This is a genomic window from Candidatus Krumholzibacteriia bacterium, from assembly GCA_029865265.1.
In the GTDB taxonomy this organism is placed as follows: Bacteria; Krumholzibacteriota; Krumholzibacteriia; order WVZY01; family JAKEHA01; genus JAKEHA01.
In genome coordinates this window covers 1-17,110 of record JAOUHG010000047.1, presented here as the reverse complement: position 1 = coordinate 17,110, position 17,110 = coordinate 1, and the positions used below count along the sequence as shown (strand labels likewise).

General features: G+C 66.9%; 13 protein-coding genes. 3 read left to right on the top strand and 10 right to left on the bottom strand.

All coding sequences use genetic code 11. The features are described from left to right. Positions 1–247: 247 nt before the first annotated feature. Together OEX18_14325 and OEX18_14320 are read right to left on the bottom strand one after the other, a co-directional pair. Positions 248–841, bottom strand: a complete 594-nt coding sequence (locus tag OEX18_14325) for a DUF1579 domain-containing protein (GenBank protein ID MDH4338446.1) — start codon at positions 839–841, stop codon at positions 248–250. Between the two features lie 196 nt (positions 842–1,037). Further along, positions 1,038–3,278 carry a vitamin B12-dependent ribonucleotide reductase gene (locus tag OEX18_14320; protein ID MDH4338445.1) on the bottom strand — a complete coding sequence of 747 codons (2,241 nt, stop codon included), beginning with the start codon at positions 3,276–3,278 and terminating at the stop codon, positions 1,038–1,040. 225 nt (positions 3,279–3,503) lie between these two features. Here OEX18_14320 and OEX18_14315 point away from each other — a divergent pair, with 225 nt between their 5' ends. Next, positions 3,504–5,060, top strand: a complete 1,557-nt coding sequence (locus tag OEX18_14315) for an FHA domain-containing protein (GenBank protein ID MDH4338444.1) — start codon at positions 3,504–3,506, stop codon at positions 5,058–5,060. On the opposite strand, the gene OEX18_14310 is transcribed toward OEX18_14315, so the two are convergent. The 4 genes from OEX18_14310 to OEX18_14295 all read right to left on the bottom strand — a co-directional run bounded on the left by OEX18_14310 (position 5,038) and on the right by OEX18_14295 (position 10,006). After that, a complete protein-coding gene (locus OEX18_14310) occupies positions 5,038–5,841 on the bottom strand; it encodes a hypothetical protein (GenBank protein ID MDH4338443.1) in 804 nt (267 codons plus the stop codon). The genes OEX18_14315 and OEX18_14310 overlap by 23 nt on opposite strands. Positions 5,842–5,950: 109 nt before the next feature. Next, on the bottom strand, positions 5,951–7,561 hold the full coding sequence (locus OEX18_14305; GenBank protein ID MDH4338442.1) for a hypothetical protein: 1,611 nt from the start codon (positions 7,559–7,561) through the stop codon (positions 5,951–5,953). Then, positions 7,558–8,172, bottom strand: a complete 615-nt coding sequence (locus OEX18_14300) for a hypothetical protein (protein MDH4338441.1) — start codon at positions 8,170–8,172, stop codon at positions 7,558–7,560. The genes OEX18_14305 and OEX18_14300 overlap by 4 nt, the downstream gene beginning before the upstream one ends. Before the next feature lie 10 nt (positions 8,173–8,182). Continuing rightward, positions 8,183–10,006: a protein kinase gene (locus OEX18_14295; protein ID MDH4338440.1), complete on the bottom strand. Its 1,824-nt coding sequence runs from the start codon at positions 10,004–10,006 to the stop codon at positions 8,183–8,185. Between the two features lie 220 nt (positions 10,007–10,226). Between OEX18_14295 and OEX18_14290 the strand changes: the two genes are divergently transcribed. Beyond that, complete coding sequence (locus OEX18_14290) at positions 10,227–10,898, top strand: hypothetical protein (GenBank protein MDH4338439.1); 672 nt, start codon at positions 10,227–10,229, stop codon at positions 10,896–10,898. 21 nt (positions 10,899–10,919) lie between these two features. Here OEX18_14290 and OEX18_14285 read toward each other — a convergent pair whose 3' ends face one another. After that, entirely contained in the window at positions 10,920–11,675 is a 756-nt protein-coding gene (locus OEX18_14285) for a Stp1/IreP family PP2C-type Ser/Thr phosphatase (GenBank protein MDH4338438.1), read from the bottom strand. Between the two features lie 209 nt (positions 11,676–11,884). On the opposite strand from OEX18_14285, the gene OEX18_14280 reads away from it, so the two are divergent. After that, positions 11,885–13,144 carry an FHA domain-containing protein gene (locus OEX18_14280; GenBank protein MDH4338437.1) on the top strand — a complete coding sequence of 420 codons (1,260 nt, stop codon included), beginning with the start codon at positions 11,885–11,887 and terminating at the stop codon, positions 13,142–13,144. Here OEX18_14280 and OEX18_14275 read toward each other — a convergent pair. The 3 genes from OEX18_14275 to OEX18_14265 form a co-directional block, all read right to left on the bottom strand. Continuing rightward, on the bottom strand, positions 13,103–13,933 hold the full coding sequence (locus OEX18_14275; GenBank protein ID MDH4338436.1) for a tetratricopeptide repeat protein: 831 nt from the start codon (positions 13,931–13,933) through the stop codon (positions 13,103–13,105). The genes OEX18_14280 and OEX18_14275 overlap by 42 nt on opposite strands. Beyond that, positions 13,930–15,765 carry a BatD family protein gene (locus OEX18_14270; protein ID MDH4338435.1) on the bottom strand — a complete coding sequence of 612 codons (1,836 nt, stop codon included), beginning with the start codon at positions 15,763–15,765 and terminating at the stop codon, positions 13,930–13,932. Before OEX18_14270 ends, OEX18_14275 begins: the two co-directional genes overlap by 4 nt. A gap of 12 nt (positions 15,766–15,777) precedes the next feature. Next, positions 15,778–17,110, bottom strand: a 1,333-nt coding sequence (locus OEX18_14265; protein MDH4338434.1) for a VWA domain-containing protein, incomplete at its 5' end; no start/stop codon positions are given.

Below are 17,110 nucleotides of genomic sequence, written 5' to 3'. Positions count from 1 at the left end.
GTCGGCGTGTGGAAACCCGGGCGCTGCGGGTCAACCGGGCCCATGAACTGACCTACGCCTTCTAACGACCGCTCGGAGCGGGATGGGGCGGATACGATCCGCTCGGGGACAATCTCCCGGCCACAACGCAAATGTTTCGGGCGAGGACCATGAGCGGAGGAACGGTATCGCGTGCGCCTGCAAATAAAGAGGCCCGCGCCGGGTGTGCACCCGCACGGGCCTCGTGTTCAATTGCCGGGATTGCGCGCTACTTGCTGCGCTTGCAGGTAATCTCCATCGATTTGTACTCCTTGCCGTCTTCCCCGGACATGAACATCTCCATGACGATGGTGTCGGCATCGGGCATGGACGTCTTGGTCCTCGAGGTCACCGGCTTTCCCGTGACGGGATCGAGGCTCTCGCTGGTCATCGCCCAGCCGTCCTTGCTGCAGGTGCCGTGCCCGGTCATGAGACCCGTGCTCATGTTGTCCACCCAGGTGGACACGTACTGCTTGCCGACGTTGTCGTAACCGAGCAGCCCCACACCCTCGAAGGGCATGCCCATGACGCTCCCGGAGTACGTCTCGTGCAGGTAGCGACCACCCAGCACTATTTCGGCGCTGCGCTTGCCGGTGGATTCCGTCGGCGCGGCCGACGGATCCATCCACATCTTGATGGTGTAGTCGAAGTTCCCCGCCAGCTTCTTCATGTGCTCGTGGTGCTCGCCCGGCGTCATTGCCGCCATCCAGGCCGCCATCTCGGCAGGGTTCGCCTCTGCACTCTTCTCGTCCTGTGCCACCGCGGCCGCGGTGATCACCATCATGCTCGCGATAACGAGCGAAATACACATCCAGCGTTTCATGCGTCTACCCTCTCTGCGTTCGTTCGGTTGTTGCCAACGAAACCGGGAACCCGGCTACGATCCGGTGGCGCGGCAGGTGTCTGTAGTGGCATTGATGGCGCGGCGCGTGGGGCACCGGAAGCGGAAGCACCCTACCACAATGGGTGCAGCTTGCGCAAGCGCCCGGTTGGGAAGGGGTGCGGATACGCCGAATTCGCTAGCAGCGCGAGTAGCCGCAGACGCGGCAGACCGCACAGCCGCCCTCGAACTCCAGTACATTGCCGCACTCGATGCAGTTGCCGGCCAGGCGTTCGGCGCGGTCGATTTCGGGCGCGCTGCCTGCCGCGTTCTGCGACACGGCCGGCTGCGACGCCTCCACGAACTTTTCCAGCGCCTGGCCGATGGCGTCGGCGCACGAGAGCACCTTGTTGCCGCGGTTCCACGACGGATACGGGCAGCGCACGCCGCGCAACTGGCGCGCCACCGCATTCGGGTCCACGCCGGAGCGAAGCGAGAGCGATACCAGCCGCCCGATGGCCTCGGTCTGCGAGGCCGCGCACCCGCCCGTCTTGCCGATAGATGCAAAGAGCTCGAAGGGCCCGTCGGAGGTTTCGTTGGTGGTCACGTAGAGGTTGCCGCATCCGGTTTCCATGCGCGTGGTGCGTCCCGAAACACTCTCGGGACGCGGGCGCGGCTCGCGCCGCGCGCCGGGTGCCGGTGCGGCCTTGCCCGTGCTGAGCACCTGCATGTCGCGGCTGCCGTCGCGATAGATGGTGACGCCCTTGCACCCGAGCTGGAACGCCAGCCGGAAGGTCTCTTCCACGTCTTCGCGCGTGCTCTCGTGGGCCAGGTTCACCGTCTTGGAGACCGCGTTTTCGGTGTGCTTCTGGAAAGCGGCCTGTATGCGGATGTGCCCCTCGGGTGTCACATCGTGCGCGGTCTGGAACAGGTTGCGCCAGCGGCGCGGCACCTCGTCCATGTCGCGCACGTGGCCATCCTGCGCGATGCGCGCCGCGAGTTCCTCGGAGTAGAACTCCTCGTCGCGCGCCACGCGCTCGAACAGCGGGTTCACGTCCACCAGTTCCGCCCCGTCGAGAATGCGGCGCTTGAAGGCCACGCCGAACAACGGCTCCACCCCGCTGGCCACGCCGGCAATGATGCTGATGGACCCGGTGGGCGCGATGGTGGTGACGGTGGCGTTGCGGCGCGGCGCCTCCCCGCGCTCCGCAAACACGCTGCGGGAGAAGTTGGGAAACGCCCCGCGCTCCTTCGCCAGTGCCTGCGACGCCTCAATGGCAGCCTGGTTGACGCACGACATGATGTCCTCGGCGATTGCCTCCGCCTCCGGCGACTGGTAGGCGATTCCCATCTGGATGAGCAAATCCGCGAAACCCATGACACCCAGGCCGATCTTGCGGTTGGCGCGCGTGAGTTGCTCGATCTCCGGCAGCGGGTAGCTGTTCATGTCGATGACGTCGTCCAGGAAGCGCACCGCCACCGCGACCACCTCGCGCAGGCGCGCAAAATCGACTTCGGCGTTGCCCATCTCGCCGCGCGCGAAGCGGGCCAGGTTCACCGACCCCAGGTTGCAACTCTCGTAGGGCAGCAGCGGCTGCTCGCCGCAGGGGTTGGTGCTCTCGATGGCCCCCACCGCGGGGGTGGGATTGTTGGCGTTGATACGGTCGATAAAGATCACACCGGGCTCGCCGTTGAGCCATGCGCGGTCGACCATGCGGCGGAAGACATCCATGGCGGGGAGCGAGGCGGTCACCGCTCCGGTACGCGGGTTGATCAACTCGTAGTCCCCGCCCTCCAGCAGCGCTTCCATGAAGCGGTCGGTCACCGCCACCGAAATGTTGAAGTTGTTCAGGCGGTCGTCGGCGCTCTTCGAGTCGATGAAGTCGAGGATGTCCGGGTGGTCCACGCGCAGCATGGCCATGTTGGCTCCCCGGCGACGCCCGCCCTGGCGGACTGTTTCCGTGGCGGCATCGAACACACCCATGAATGACACCGGACCGCTGGAAACGCCCTGCGTGCTCTGCACGGTGTCATTGCGCGGGCGCAGCCGCGAGAAGGAGAACCCGGTGCCGCCGCCGCTCTTGTGTATCAGTGCCGTGTGCTTGATCGAATCGAAGATCGCTTCCATCGAGTCTTCGACCGGCAGCACGAAGCACGCCGAGAGCTGCTGAATGTCCGTTCCGGCATTCATGAGCGTCGGCGAATTGGGGAGGAAATCGAGCGACGCCATGGTGCGCCGGAATACTTCGGCCCAGTGGTGCCGCTCGCGCTCGTCGGCGCCATAGCTGGCTTCGGCCGACGCGATGTTCTCCGCCACCCGTGCGAACATCTGCTCAGGCGTTTCCACCACCTTGCCGGTGTCGTCCTTGCGCAGGTAGCGGCTTTCGAGTACGCGCAGGGCGTTGGAATTGAGCATCGGGGCCTCGACGAGGGTGATCATGTTCGCTCCTTGGAAGATGGCGGACGTGCAATTCGCGGCGTATTGACCATATTGAGACCCCAATATCTTGTGTGTCAACCCCCAACCTCCCCCCACCGGTAGAGCCACGTGATTTTTCAACGAGTTACAGGTCCGCGACGCGCCGTGCGGCCGGGCCGCGTCCCCCGGTGCGGTTGTCCTGATTCTTGCTAGCTCCCTACGCCGGCGGGGCACCCGCCCACGACCATGCTGCACCTCAGACTGATATCGGGCACTTCCAAGGGGCGTTTTGTGCCCCTGGCACCCGCACAGCTCCCGCTCACCATCGGGCGGGATCCGGAGAACAAGCTCGTACTCGACCACACCGCGATATCGCGCTATCACTGCCGCATCACCTTCGACGACGGCGAGTTCTACATCGAGGATCTGGGCAGCACCAACGGCACCTATCTCAACGGCCGGCGCGTGGAACGCGCCCGCCTCTCCCCCGGCGACGAACTGATCGTCGCGGCCATCGGCATGCTGGTGGAGGCGGCCAACTCGTCCATCCTGGAGCAGAAGCCGCCGCTCAATATTACGGTGTCCATCGACGCCAAGCCCCGCAAGTCCACCGTCACCGCCTCCGGTCCGGCGGAATCCAGCGGAACCGGGGAGTTTCTCGCCGGGCTGGGAAGCGATCCTGCCAGCGCGCAGCGGGCACTGCAGGTGCTCTACAACGCGGACAGCGCGTTTCGCAACATCGAGGATCTGCAGGCGCTGCTGGACAATCTGCTGGGCATCATCATGGAGAGCGTTCCCGCGTCGCGCGGGTTCGTGTTCCTCATCGACAAGAACACCGGCGGGCTGGCGCCCTACGCGCGCCGTCCGGGCGGCCCCGACACCGACGACGCCGAGATCGTGGTCAGCCAGACCATTCTGCAGACCGCGGTGCGCCAGAAGACATCGATCATCTCCAGCGACGCGCTGGTCGACGAACGTTTCATTCACTCGCGCAGCATCGCCGGCATGTCGGTCCGCTCCGCCATGTGCGCGCCGCTGGTCAGCCGGGGCGTGGTGCTCGGCATCGTCTACGTGGATTCACACAAGGCCAGCGCGTTCTCGCGACGGGACCTGGCGCTGTTCTCCGCCGTCGCTCTCAAAGTGGCAATCGCGGTGGACAACGCCCGTCTCTACGACGATCTGCGTGGCCTGTTCTACAATACGGTGGAGACACTCGTCCGCACCATCCAGGCCAAGGACCAGTACACCGCCGGTCACTCCACGCGCGTGAGCCGCTATGCGCTCATGGTCGCGGACCGGCTCGGCTTGTCCACCAAGGAGAAGCACCACCTCTACCTCGCCGCCATGCTCCACGACATCGGCAAGATCGGCGTGCCCGACGACCTGCTCAACCGCCCCGGCAAGCTCTCGGAGTCGGAAATGGACCGCGTGCGCAGCCACGTGCAGGTGGGCGCATCCATGATCGAGATGCTGGGCGAGATGCACCCGATCGTGCCGTTGATCCGGCACCACCACGAGTGCTACGACGGGTCCGGTTATCCGGATGGATTGAAGGGCGAGCAGATTCCGCTCATCTCGCGCATCATCGCGGTGGCGGACATGTACGACGCCATGACGTCGGACCGTCCCTACCGCAAGCGGCGCACCCACCAGACGGTGGTCGACGAGATCATCACCACCAGTGGAACCAAGCTGGATCCCCGGGTGGCCAATGCCTTCCTGGAAGTGTTGAAGGATCTCGTGCCGGGCAGTGAGACCCCGGTACGCGCCCCGGAAGTTCCTACCGAATCTCCAGTTCGCTGACCGCCACCGAGTCCCCCTTGCCCCCCTCGACCTCGAGCCGGATTTCGGCCGCGGTGCGCACGTCCGGGTCGAGCCGGAAGGTCTGCCGGGCGATCGTGCTCGAGAGTTCCAGCGTCTGCAGCTTGCGCCCATCCGCGTACACGGTGATCTTACCGGGCTGGTCTTCAGCGGCGAGCAGCACGTCCAGCTCCGCGCGCTGGATTCCCAGTGGCACCGGCACGTCGATGAAGGCGTCCCTCCTGGGAGACTGCCAGGCACTGGTGGAATCGCCGTCAAAACATTTCCACGATGCGGCGGGCGCCGAGGCGGCGCCGTTCATCGCTTCCATGCCGCGCCGCTCGCGGCCCAGCAGCGAGAAGGACTCGCCCTGGATCGCCTCCACGGTGCGCCCGCGGAAGTAGATGCGCACGTCCCACAGCCCGTCGCGGTTGATCTCGGCGAGGGCTGCGGAGTCCGGAGCCGCGTCGGCAAAGTACCAGTGCCACCCTACGCGCTCGTCGGGAAGGTCCAGCGGGCGCAGCGCGTACACCACACCCCCCTGTTTCCCGTCGGGGGTGCGGTACACCACCAGCGACGCCTTGCGGCCCGCGGGCTGGGACGGCGCGGGGCCGTCCTGCACCACCTTGAACCCCTTAGCCTCCAGTGCGGCGCTGATGGCCGACGGCACCGCGACCGTCGAATCCGCAGCCGCGCCGGTGCGCTGCTCGGATGACTTGCCACAACCGTACAGACAGGACGCCACCAGGGCGGCGACCGCAACGATCCAACGGAATCCATTCATGATTCGACTCACAACAAATAGGAGAATGTGACGGGAATGCGGAGCGTGTCCGCGCAATGCAGGCATTGTGCGGCAACGCGATGGCGGTGTCAAGCGCGCGGCAGGGCGCTCAGCGCGCCGGCGCGGATGGCGCCGGGCTCTGCCGCTCCTTGTAGAGCTGGAACACCGCGTTGGACAGGCAGTCCTTCCCGTCCGAGGTGAAGCCCCGGGGGTCGGCGGCGATGCCCCAGAACGTGTGGCGGATCGACCGCGAATTGTTTGTCACCACCGCATCGGCCAGCGACCAGCGGTCGTTGAGCAGCCCTGTGGTCGCGTAGAGCGACACGCCCGCCGGCTTGAACAGGGAGCTGATGTCGAACGAAACGGTGCGTTCCGGGTTCTGGCACATGTCGATCCATTGCTGGCTCCCGCCGCCCGTCACTGGATGCGGCGAGGTGAACAGCGGCGCGGCCGGCGCCGCGGCGTAACACGAGGTCTGGTTGATGGTGCGCACGGTGGCGCTGGAAAACGGCGGCGACACGATTTGCATGAACGCGGCCCCGCCATCGCCGATGGCGAGCACGGTGGCCCCCGACTTCGTGATGGCTTCGGCGCGATCCGCGCGTCCGCCTCCCCAGTTGGACACATCCGTCCCGGTGTCGGTCGCCACCAGGATGACGTCGAAGACACTCATATCACGGGTGTCGAGGTCGGCGAGGGGCACGTAGACAATCCCGCTCCACTCGATGTCGTCGCCGTTCTCCCACAGCACCTCGTTGTAGGCCCCCGCCAGCAGACCCGTGGCGCTGACGTAGGCCAGACGCTGGGCGATGAGCGGGTCGCTGGACGTGTCGGCGCCGAGCGAGCTCGCAACCGAAATGTACCCCGACCGCGCCGCCAGCGGCAGCCGCACCGTGAGCGCGCCCCAGGAGGCGGATACGATCTCCATGGGCTCGGCGGTTATCGCCGCCTGCACGTCGGGGAAGTCGAGGTTCTCGCCGTAGATGGAGAATGTCTCGCCGGGAATCACGCCCACCGCGCTCAGGCCGGTGACCACCAGGCCGCCGCTGCCCCCGAGCACGTAGCGAAACTCCGGGCCGGCGAATGTCCCCGTGGCGTATGGCGTCTCGGGCGCCACACGGAAGTAGTGCGAGCCCGGCGGGAGCGTGGCGGTGGTGAGCGTTTCCGCCAGCGATTGGCTCCATTCGATGGTGGAGAACGCGGGCGAGGCGCTCGCCTCCACACGGTAGGTCTGCGCGCCCTGCGTGGACGGCCACGACAGGTTGAAGGATGCGCCGTCGAAGACGATGCCGGGTGTCACCGTGAGCGCCGGAACGAAGAACGGCACCGCGTCCACGATCACGCTGGTGCGTTTTCCCGCCGCCACGTCGACGTCCTCATTGACCCCGTAGTAGAGCATCACACCGGAGGCGAACAACTCCACGCTCACACGCTTGTTCGGTTCCGCGATGCAGCCGATCTGCATTTCCACCGGATCGACGCCGATGGCGGCACCCTGGCGCACTTCCGCCGTAATGGGCGACCCGGAACGGAACACGCACACCGCGACCGAGTCGAACACGTCCGCCACACCGCCGGCCGCCACCAGAGCCGCCTGCGGCGATGGCTCGAAACGAAACACGAGACTGCCCTGTTCCGCGGGCGCATTCGGGGACGAGCACGACACGGCATACATCACCGGGCCGGCAATCAACAGGATCATGCGGGTGCGCAGCCTCACTGGACCCTCACCCCCACCACGACGGTTCCGGTCGACGCGGCCGGCGAGTCACCGTCGCCGCCGCTCCCCGCCGCCGCGCCCACCGCAAGCAGAGCAACGGCGGCACCGGCGTAGAACCACCATTTCTTGTAGATCGGCTTGCCGGCGGGTTCGGCCGGCGCCGGATCATTGGCGGCGGCGGCCAGGGCCGGATCCTGCGCGGGAACCGTCTTGAGCATGCGCGCCGCATACTCGGCGCGCGCTTCGGCGTACGCGTTCACGACCTCGAGCTTGAAGACGGTTGGATCCGGTCCCGGGTACTCCGGGTCGGTCATGATCACCTGAGAGAACACTTCTTTGCCCATCGCCGGAGCGCCGCCCAGGACGTACGACGCGGCCAGCACCTCGCGCGCGCGCAGCGTATCGGTTGCCTTGAGATCGACGCGGGCCAGATAGGTCTGCAGCGCCTCGATGGCCTGTTGATAGCGGCCGCGGAAGTAGTAGCGGTACTCGATCTGCTTGAGATCCTCGGTGGCGTCCCCGGCGTACGCCGGGCGGGACATGGCCAGCATCGACGTCGTCATCGCGATGAGCAGCACCACACTCGTTATCCTGCGCCAGTTGATATTCATGCCTTGACCTCTATTCCTGGTCCGCGAAGCTCGCGACCGGCTCGCCGCCCACTTCGTATTCGATCACCGTCTCACGGTCGGGCGCGATCGCCACAACGATCTCGCGCGGATTCTCTTCGCCGCTCATGCGGCACGCGATGCGGTACGTTCCCGCCGGCATCACGACTCCCTCGAAGGGTGGCAAGTGATCGAAGCGCTTCCCGTTCACCGTCACCTCACCCACGCCGCCGAGGAAGAACACGGAGAGCGTCCCGGTCCGCGCCGGCTCCGGCTTGCGCGGCGTCTTCTCCTTCGCCCCGGATGTCACCTGCGGTCCGGGCGCGGGAGGCTGTGCAGCGGTCTTGTCGTTGCCGGAAGTCACCGCGGCCACCGGCAGCGTCTCCTTCTCGACGGGCTTCTGTGCGGGACGGGTGTCGTGCCGCGTGCTGTCTGCGACGGCATCCGGTTCCGCGCGCGTCGACTCCGCCGCCGCCAGGGCGGCCTCGCCCTGCGGGACCGCCGCGAGGTCGAGGGACGACTCGTTCATGGCGGAGGGTCCCGGTGCCAGCAACCGCCCCGCGGCCGATGAAGCGGCCCCCGGGTTGCGTCCCGCCCACAGCATCGCCACGACCAATCCGGCCACACCCACCGCGCCCACCGCAAACATCCAACCGCGCGCGGCGCGTCTCGGCCCGCGCCGGGCACGCGACCGTTGCGTGGCGGCGCCACGCGCCGCGGAACTGCCGGACGCCACCCTGTCCCCACCCTGGGCATCGAGGGTGACCGTCTTGCCGGCGTCTTCGCGCTGGCTGCGAATGCGCTCCAGATTCTTGCGCGCGCGCTCGTTGGTCGGATCGAGGAAGAGGATGCGGCGGAATTCCAGCAGTGCGTCTTCCAGGTGATCCTCGCCCTTCTGCATGTAAAAGGTGCCGCGCGACAGGCATTGCGTGATGGCCTTCTCGGCGCTGCGCGCGTCGTAGCCGTCGGGATCCTCGATGTACGCGGACAGCCTGCGGCGGTCGCGCACGATCTTGCTCTTCTCCATGGCCGCTTCCAAATCCGTGATGAGAGCGGCGGCATCCGCGGGGCGTTCGCGGTCGTCCTTGGCCAGCATGCGCGTGACGACGCGCTCGAACTCGGGATCGATGAGCGGATTGACCACGTCGACCGCCGGCGGGTTGGCCGTCTGGATCTTCTCGATCACGTCCGAGTAGGTCTTGCCCTCGAAGGGCTTGCGGCGGCCGAACAACTCGTAGGCGACCACGCCCAGCGAGAAGATGTCGCTGGACGGTCCCACCGGGCGTCCCGCCGCCTGTTCGGGCGACATGTACGCGGGGGTGCCGATGACCTTGCCGTGCTGCGTGATCATGGAAACCGAGTCCGACTTCTTGGCGAGACCGAAGTCCGCGATCTTGATGCCACCCTGTCGGGTGTAGATGATGTTGGCGGGCTTGATGTCGCGGTGGACGATGTCGCGCTTGTGGGCGGCTTCCAGGCCGTACGCGACTTCCAGCAGGATCTGCGCGGCAACTTCCACCGGAACGCCCGGCCGTGCCTTCATCAGGTCCTCGAGCGTCTGCCCGTCGTAGTACTCCATGACGATGTAGCACGAACCGTCGCTCTCGCCGAAGTCGACGACATTGACCACGTTGTCGTGCTGGATGCTCGCGGCGGCCTTGGCTTCGCGCTGGAAGCGGTCCACGAAGCTCGCGTCGGCCGCCAGGTACGGGAACAGCACCTTGATGGCAACGATCTTGTCGATCGAGATCTTGCGCGCCTTGTACACAGCGGCCATCCCGCCGACGCCGATCTGCTCGAGCGAGTCGTAACCCTCTATCGCGACGTGTATTGCCATTTGCAAGCCATGCCTGAAGTTGCCGTCTCCGCGCGTCGGCCGCACCACTTATCTCTTTTTTTGACAGTGGCTTATGCCTTCGAGATGCCGTCCATGGAGCTATTTGCAATTCCCAGGCCACCGGGGGAACCGGGACACCGCGCCCGGCACCACCCCGGGACGGGCCCGCGCCGGGCATTTGGGTTGTCGATTCGCCGCCGCGGTTGCTATAAGTCGGCTCATGCGCAACAAGAAACAGGCGACTGCAATCAGGCGGAACGGACTCATCGGACTGGCCGCACTGGCGCTGCTGGCGGCGTTTGCCGCCGGCGCACACGCCCAGGTGTTTTACTCCATGCCCGGCGCGCGTCCCGTGCCCGACGACTCGCCGGTGCTCGGTATTGCGCTCGGTTTCGGGGACGACCTGTTCCGGGTGGTCGGCTTCGGGCGGTTCAACGCGTCACAGCACTCGGACATCGGGCTGGAAGTGATCTACGAGGATCTCGACACCGGACCGGGGTCCGACGACACCCACCGCTTTGGCGGGGGCGCGGACTACAAGTACCTCGCGGTTCGGCAGGACGACACCACACCTGTCGACGTTGCGGTCCAGTTTGGCGCGGGCGTGCTGGCACATTCAAACTACACGCTGATCGCGGTGCCGCTGGGTGCCCTGGTGAGCCGCACCTTCACCGTGGACGGGGATCGGGACATCGTGCCCTACGGGGGTGTGTACCTGGCCATGGACTTCGTCGACAACGACGCCCCGGGGAACGACGGCTTCGACTCGGACGTGGACGTCGAGGTGCGCCTGGGCGCCAGCGCGGAGATTGCCCGCAATGCCTCGGTATTCGCGGCCTTCCACGCGGGCAACGGCACTCTCTTCTTCCTGGGATTCAGCGCGAGCCTGTAGGCGCGGGGGGCGGGCGGCAGATTACGTTTCGCGGACCACGACCACCTGCACGGTGATGTTGTCTCGCCCGCCGGCCGCATTGGCCATGGCCACCATCTTGCGGCAGGCCTCATCGGGCTCATTCTCGGACAGAATCGTCGCGATGTCCTGGTCGGACAGGTACGTGGTCAGGCCGTCGGAGCACAGCATGAACACGTCACCGCGCTGGATGGCGAGCGGCGAGGTGGGAACGTCGGCGGCGGTGTCTTCCTGCGCACCCAGCGAGCGGGTGATCACGTTGCGCTTGGGATGGTGGCGCGCATCCTCATCGGTGATGATTCCAGAGCGCACCATCTCGCCGACAATGGAGTGGTCGTTGGTGATCTGCTGGATCACGCCGGCGCGCAGCATGTAGCCGCGCGAATCACCCACGTGCGCAAAGTAGGCCTGGCCGTCGTGCAGGGCGAGCGCGGTGCAGGTGGTGCCCATGCCGAAGAGCGCCGAGTCGGCGACGGATTCTTCGATGATGGTTTTGTTGGCTTCGCGGAAGGCGAAGGCGAGCGCCTGGGAACGGTTCTGTTCACCGTCGGCGGCGTAGAAGGCGAGGATGGTGCGCACCGCGATCCGGCTCGCGATCTCCCCGCCCCGGTGTCCGCCCATGCCATCCGCCACCACGAACACCGCCCCCCGTTCGGCCAATTCCGCGGGCGTCGCCGGCACGATGTGCCCGCAGGCATCCTCGTTGTTCAGGCGGACCTTCCCGCGATCGCTCAATGATGCGAATTCCAATGTCAGCATGTGGAGTCGATTCCCCCGGGGGGAGGTTCAGGCTATCGGAACCCGGCCGTCCCGTCAACCGTTCCTGCCACCCCGGCGGCTCTATTGCTTAAATGGTGCCAAGAACGCCCGTTTGGCACGGTTTACGCAAAAAGACGATCGCTGCTCCCGCCCCGAGCCGGGGGAGGAGCGCCCCGGAGCGACCCAGTCACTGAAAGCGAGCGGATCTCATGAGCCAGACGCCGAAACAGGATAGCCCCAACCTCGACGAGCGCCTCAACGAATACCGCGAACTGCTCTCGCAGTTCGAGGCGGTTCGCGACCGCCTGCGCCGCGCCGAAGAGGAGCGCGGCTCCGTTCCCCGCCGGGTCTATGACAAGGTCCGCGCCGAATATGACCACCAGCTGGACGCCCTGCGCGGGCAGATGACGCCGCTGCGCGCGGAGCTGGACAGCTTCCGCAATCGCTACGAGGCGCTGCTGCGGGACGAGAACGGGGCGCTGGAGGCAATCGAAGAGGAACTCGCCGAGGTGACCTTCCGGCACAAGATCGGCGAGTTCTCCGACGAGCAGGCCGCGTCCGTCCGTGGCGAAGTCGAAGCCCGGCTGGAAACAGCCCGTGCGCGCATCGGCGGCGTGCGAGACACCCTCGCGGCCATGGAGGATGCGGCCCCGGTGGCGTCGGCAGCCGAAGCCACCGAGACCCAGGCAGCGGTAGTGGAAGCGGCGCCTGCGCCCGAAATCGAGGAGCCGGCGCCCGCCCCTGAGGCGCCTCGCGCCGCCGCACCCGCACCGGCACCCAGGCCGGCCCCCGAGCCGGCGCCGGTCCACCAGCCCGCGCCGGAGCCCGAACCTGCCCCGGCGCCAGAGGCCGCCGCAGAGGTCCCCGCCGCGCCCGAGCCGGCACCTGCGCCGCCCGCGCCGGCCGTTGAGGCGGCCCCGGCGACGCCGGCGGCCGCCGCACCCGTCGACGAGGCGGCCTCACGCAGGCCCGTGCTGCGCCAGTCCGCCGCCGGGGAGAAGACCCGCGCCGGGTTCGAGAACCCGCACGACTGGATCGACGAATTCGGCCGCGATCAGAAGCGCCAGAGCGACGCCGGCGCGCGACAGGCACAACCCGCCGCCGGGAGTCCGCCGGCACCCGGCGTGCCCGCGGCCCCGCCAAGCCTGGTTTTCGTGAGCGGCCCACACGCGGGTCAGTCGATCCCGCTCCTGCAAACCACGCTGACTATCGGTCGCGAGCACGACAACAACATCGAGATCAAGGACGCCGACGTGGCGCGCTACCACGCACGCATTCTCAACGATCGCGGGGAGTATGTGGTGGAGGACATGGCCAGCACCACCGGCACCTGGGTCAACGGTGTTCGCGCCGAGCGCGCGGCACTCGGGCACGGCGATGTGATCAGAATCGGACAGACGGAGATCGCGGTCGACTTCGAGTGGGCGTCAAATTCGCTCGAGCGCGCCGGCATCGATCCAACCACTTAGATCGCCGGACAGATCCACGCGCAGCCACCCGGGACGGGACTCCCGCACGGAAACCGCGGTCCCTTCGTGGACCTTGAATTGTACCGTGGCATCGCGGCTGGGCCCACTGAACACGGACACCTCACCGGCCACGATCACGGCGTGCGTCTGTTCGCGCGCATCGCGGATCTTCACCCACGACGACCCGGCGAACATCGACCCCACCACGAAGACCACCGACATGGCGAGCGCCACGTCCTGTCCGGGCGCGAGCCCGAACAGGCGGCCCGGCGACACGATGGACATCCTGCGCAGGAAGTCGTTCACGCGCGGCTCGTACCGGAAGATGAACAGGATGGAAAGAAGACACAGCAGCAGGTAGAAGCCGGTGGCAAGCGCGGCGGACTCGACCACGGTAGTTTCACGGTGCCACGCCAGAAGCACGGCGCGCAGGCGGCTTTGCTCAACTACGAGTTGCTTGTCGCGCAGCATGGAGCGGGCAAGATCCAGATTGGCGCGCGCATCTTCGTGGCGAGGATCGGTCCGGCGGGCGCGTTCGTACCACAGCACCGCACGTCCGAGTTCGCCGGATTCGAAATACGCGTTGCCGAGATTGTAGAAGAGATCCGCGTTCACGACCCCGCGCGCGGCGAGATCCTCGTAGTGTTCGATGGCTGCGGTGTAGTCCCCGGCTTCGTAGGCCTGGTTGGCCTGCACGAAGACCGCCTCGAGCGGCGCGCCATCGTCCGCTGCCAACGCGGGTGGCGCCACCCACAGCAGCATCACAAGCGCCAGCAAACCCGCCTTCATCGCAGCACCTTCTCCACCGCGGCCAGCGCTCCCCGTGCCTGGGCGGCAAGGGCCGAGCCGTCCACGCTCTCCGCGGCGCCGGCGGCGTAGCGCGCCACGTTGCACGCCGCCACCACCCGGCCGACGGCCGCGGCGACTTCCGTATCGACGCCGCGTTTATCGAGATACGCATCGATGTCGCTGCTGGTCACCGCGGCCTGGGGAACATTCATACGGTCGGCGAAGTAACCGAGCACCGCACCCTGCAGGAGGGAGAAACCGTCGTCACGCCGGCCGGCGCCGAACGCCTTCGCGGCGCCGGCAATGCGGCGGTCGGCGTCGCGCAGGGCGCGGCTGGCGCGTGCCAGACCCAGGTCGGAGCGCAGCCGGCGGCGGCGGCGCTCGATCACCAGCGACGCGGCCACGGCCAGCGCGGGCAGCGCCTGCAGCACCACGAACAACCGGCTGGCATAGAACGGCGGCGACGCCACCGTCAGGTTGGCCGGCGGCGAGTGGATGAAGCGGATGTCGCGGTTGATCACACGGAAGTCGTCACCGCCGCCCGCGTAAACCAGCTTGCGCGCATCCTCCGGGGTCCCGGGCTTGACCTCGAGCGGAACCGGAATCGACTTCGCCACCGCATAGCTTCCCTTCACGGGGTCGAAGTACGCCACCGACACGGGCGGAATGGTGAAACGGCCCTCCGCCTGCGGCACCAGCACGAAGTCGAACTTTCGCCGTCCCGAAACCACGTAGTCCTTCTTGAACGAATCCGTGGACGAGCCGGACTCGTACACCTTGAACTCGTTGAGCTTGTCCAGCGCCGGCGGAATCAGCGTGCGCATGTTGCCGATGCCGCTCATCTCCACCGATACGTTCACCGGCTCGCCCACCTGCACCACCTGCTTGTCCACCGCGGTGGACACGGTGAGGTTGCTCACCACCGCGCCCTCGAATCCGGACGGCTTGCCCCGCCCCGGCAACGGGAGCACGACCACCTGGATGGGGTCCGTCTGCAGCGTGCGCTGCTGGCCGAAACCGCCGCGCAGACCGCGCGAGAAGAAGTCGTTGACGGACCCGCGCGAGCGCACGTCGTCCACTACCAGATCGACGCGTGCCTCGCCGATGGTGTACACGCCGGGCGCGGTGGGAAAGTATCCACGCTTGATCTCCGACACCAGGTACTGCCGGCCGTGCAGGTTGGCGTAGTACTTGTTCTGCGGCGGCAGATCCTCCACCCAGAAGCCTTCCGCGGCGGGGGGTGAATAGTTGGGGCTACGCAGCAGTTCCACGCGGCCGTCGGTGTAGTAACCGAGCGTCCATGTGATCTGCTGGTTGACATAGACGGTGTCGGCGCTCACCGACGCCGCCACGAAGATGCTCTCGTCCGAACCGGGAAGGTCTCCCGGCGGGGTCGCGTCCGGGGTTGCGGCTGCCGGTGGCGCGGTCACGCCCGATGCAGCGGCCACCACCGTCACCGTCACCGGGTTGGCGTTGTACTGCTTGTTGCTCACCGTGAAACGGATGGGTTCGATGAGGAACGTACCCTCGTTGCGGGGCACCAGCACGTAATTGAAGGTGATCGACGACGACGCCTGTCCGTTGACGAACGAGAAGCTCTGCGAGGTGCCGGCCTCGAACATGTCGAAGTCGTCCAGCGGCGGCAGTTCGGGCGACACCGAGCGCCGGAACTTCCCCTGCACCTGGATGGTCAACATCACCTGCTCGCCCACCGAGACCGTCGCCGGGCTGACGGTGGCGCTGACGCGCACATCGTCGTCCGCACGCGCCGGCACCACCACCAGGGCGGCCGCGGCGAACACCGCCACCAGCAGCAGAATTGTGCCCTTCATCGTGCGCACAGGTTACCAGTCCTTCCCGGAACGCTTCAACTTGCGGAACGCGGCCTTGCGCCGTTCCTTCTGCAACTCCTGCTCGCGGTCCTCGAGCGCCTGCAGGATGCGCATGGCATCCTCGGGCGAAAGCTGGCGCATCTGCTCCTCGGTGAGCGGCGCCATGGTGGAATCGGCCTCCTGGGGCTGCGCCCGCGAGGAATCGGGCTGCTGCCGGGTTTGCGTCGAGTCCGGCGGCGGTTGCTGCTGCTCGTCCTGGTCGCCGTCCTGTGGCTGCTGCTGCGAGTACGACGAGGTCGAGTCGGACTGCGACGGCTGGTTCTGATCCTTCTGCTGACTCTGGTCGTTCTGGTCACCCTTCTGCTGTTGCTGTTGCTCCTGTTGTTGTTGCTGCTGCTGGCTCATGGCCAGCGCGAGTTCGAGGTTGTGGCGCGTGTCCTCGTCGTCGGGCAGGTACTGCAGCGCCTGCACGTAGGACTCGATGGCCTCTTTCGCGCGTCCGCCCTTGAGCAGCGCATTACCACGGTTGTACAGCATGCGGCCGGTGAGCAGGCTGTCCGGCGAGTAGCTGCGCTGGTAGTACTCCACCGCCGGTTCGTACTTTCCGTCCATGTAGAGCGCGTTGCCGCCGTTGTAGAAAACGCCCTGCGCGTCCTTCGGCGGGCGCGTGCTGTCGCCCAGCGCCTCGCGGTACATGGAGAACGCCTTGCCGTAGTCGCCGTTGTGGTAGGCCTTGTTGCCCGCTCGCACCTGCCCCCGCTTCACCGAGCCGGCCATAGCCGGCGAGGTGTTCAGGAGCCCGAGCGCGGCCAGCGCGAGGGCGACCATGCCCGTGTGCAGCACACGGTTGCGGCTGCCCGACGCGCGCGTCGTCAGCATCGCGTCCAGCAGCAGGAGAAACAGCGCCGCCGCCAGCGGAAACACGAAACGTTCCTTGCGCCTCTCCACGAATTCTCCCTTGATGAGCTTGCGCTGCATGCCGGCGATGGCGTCGTACACGGCCTGGATCTCCAGCCCGTCGCTGGTGGCGGGAAGATACTGCCCGCCGGAGGCCTGCGCCACCCGCTGCAGCGTGGCCTCGTCGAGCCGGCTCAGCACGGTCTGGCCGCGCGCGTCCTTCTTGTATCCCACTACGGTCCCATCGGGTCCGCGTTCCGGGATGAGTTCGCCTTTCGGGTTGCCGAGCCCGATGGCAAACACCCGGATGCCCTGCTCCGCGGCCAGGCGGGCGGCGGCGTCCGGATCCCCGGTCTGGTTCTCACCATCCGTAATGAGGATGATGACCTTGTCGCCACCCTGCGAACCCTCGAACATGGCGGTGGCCACTTCGATGGCGTCGCCCAGG

Coding starts and splice junctions, on each gene's coding strand:
- OEX18_14280 (MDH4338437.1), top strand. CDS start 11,885: ATGAGCCAGACGCCGAAACAGGATAGCCCCAACCTCGACGAGCGCCTC.
- OEX18_14290 (MDH4338439.1), top strand. CDS start 10,227: ATGCGCAACAAGAAACAGGCGACTGCAATCAGGCGGAACGGACTCATC.
- OEX18_14310 (MDH4338443.1), bottom strand. CDS start 5,841: ATGAATGGATTCCGTTGGATCGTTGCGGTCGCCGCCCTGGTGGCGTCC.
- OEX18_14300 (MDH4338441.1), bottom strand. CDS start 8,172: ATGAATATCAACTGGCGCAGGATAACGAGTGTGGTGCTGCTCATCGCG.
- OEX18_14320 (MDH4338445.1), bottom strand. CDS start 3,278: ATGATCACCCTCGTCGAGGCCCCGATGCTCAATTCCAACGCCCTGCGC.
- OEX18_14275 (MDH4338436.1), bottom strand. CDS start 13,933: ATGAAGGCGGGTTTGCTGGCGCTTGTGATGCTGCTGTGGGTGGCGCCA.
- OEX18_14325 (MDH4338446.1), bottom strand. CDS start 841: ATGAAACGCTGGATGTGTATTTCGCTCGTTATCGCGAGCATGATGGTG.
- OEX18_14270 (MDH4338435.1), bottom strand. CDS start 15,765: ATGAAGGGCACAATTCTGCTGCTGGTGGCGGTGTTCGCCGCGGCCGCC.
- OEX18_14315 (MDH4338444.1), top strand. CDS start 3,504: ATGCTGCACCTCAGACTGATATCGGGCACTTCCAAGGGGCGTTTTGTG.
- OEX18_14295 (MDH4338440.1), bottom strand. CDS start 10,006: ATGGCAATACACGTCGCGATAGAGGGTTACGACTCGCTCGAGCAGATC.
- OEX18_14285 (MDH4338438.1), bottom strand. CDS start 11,675: ATGCTGACATTGGAATTCGCATCATTGAGCGATCGCGGGAAGGTCCGC.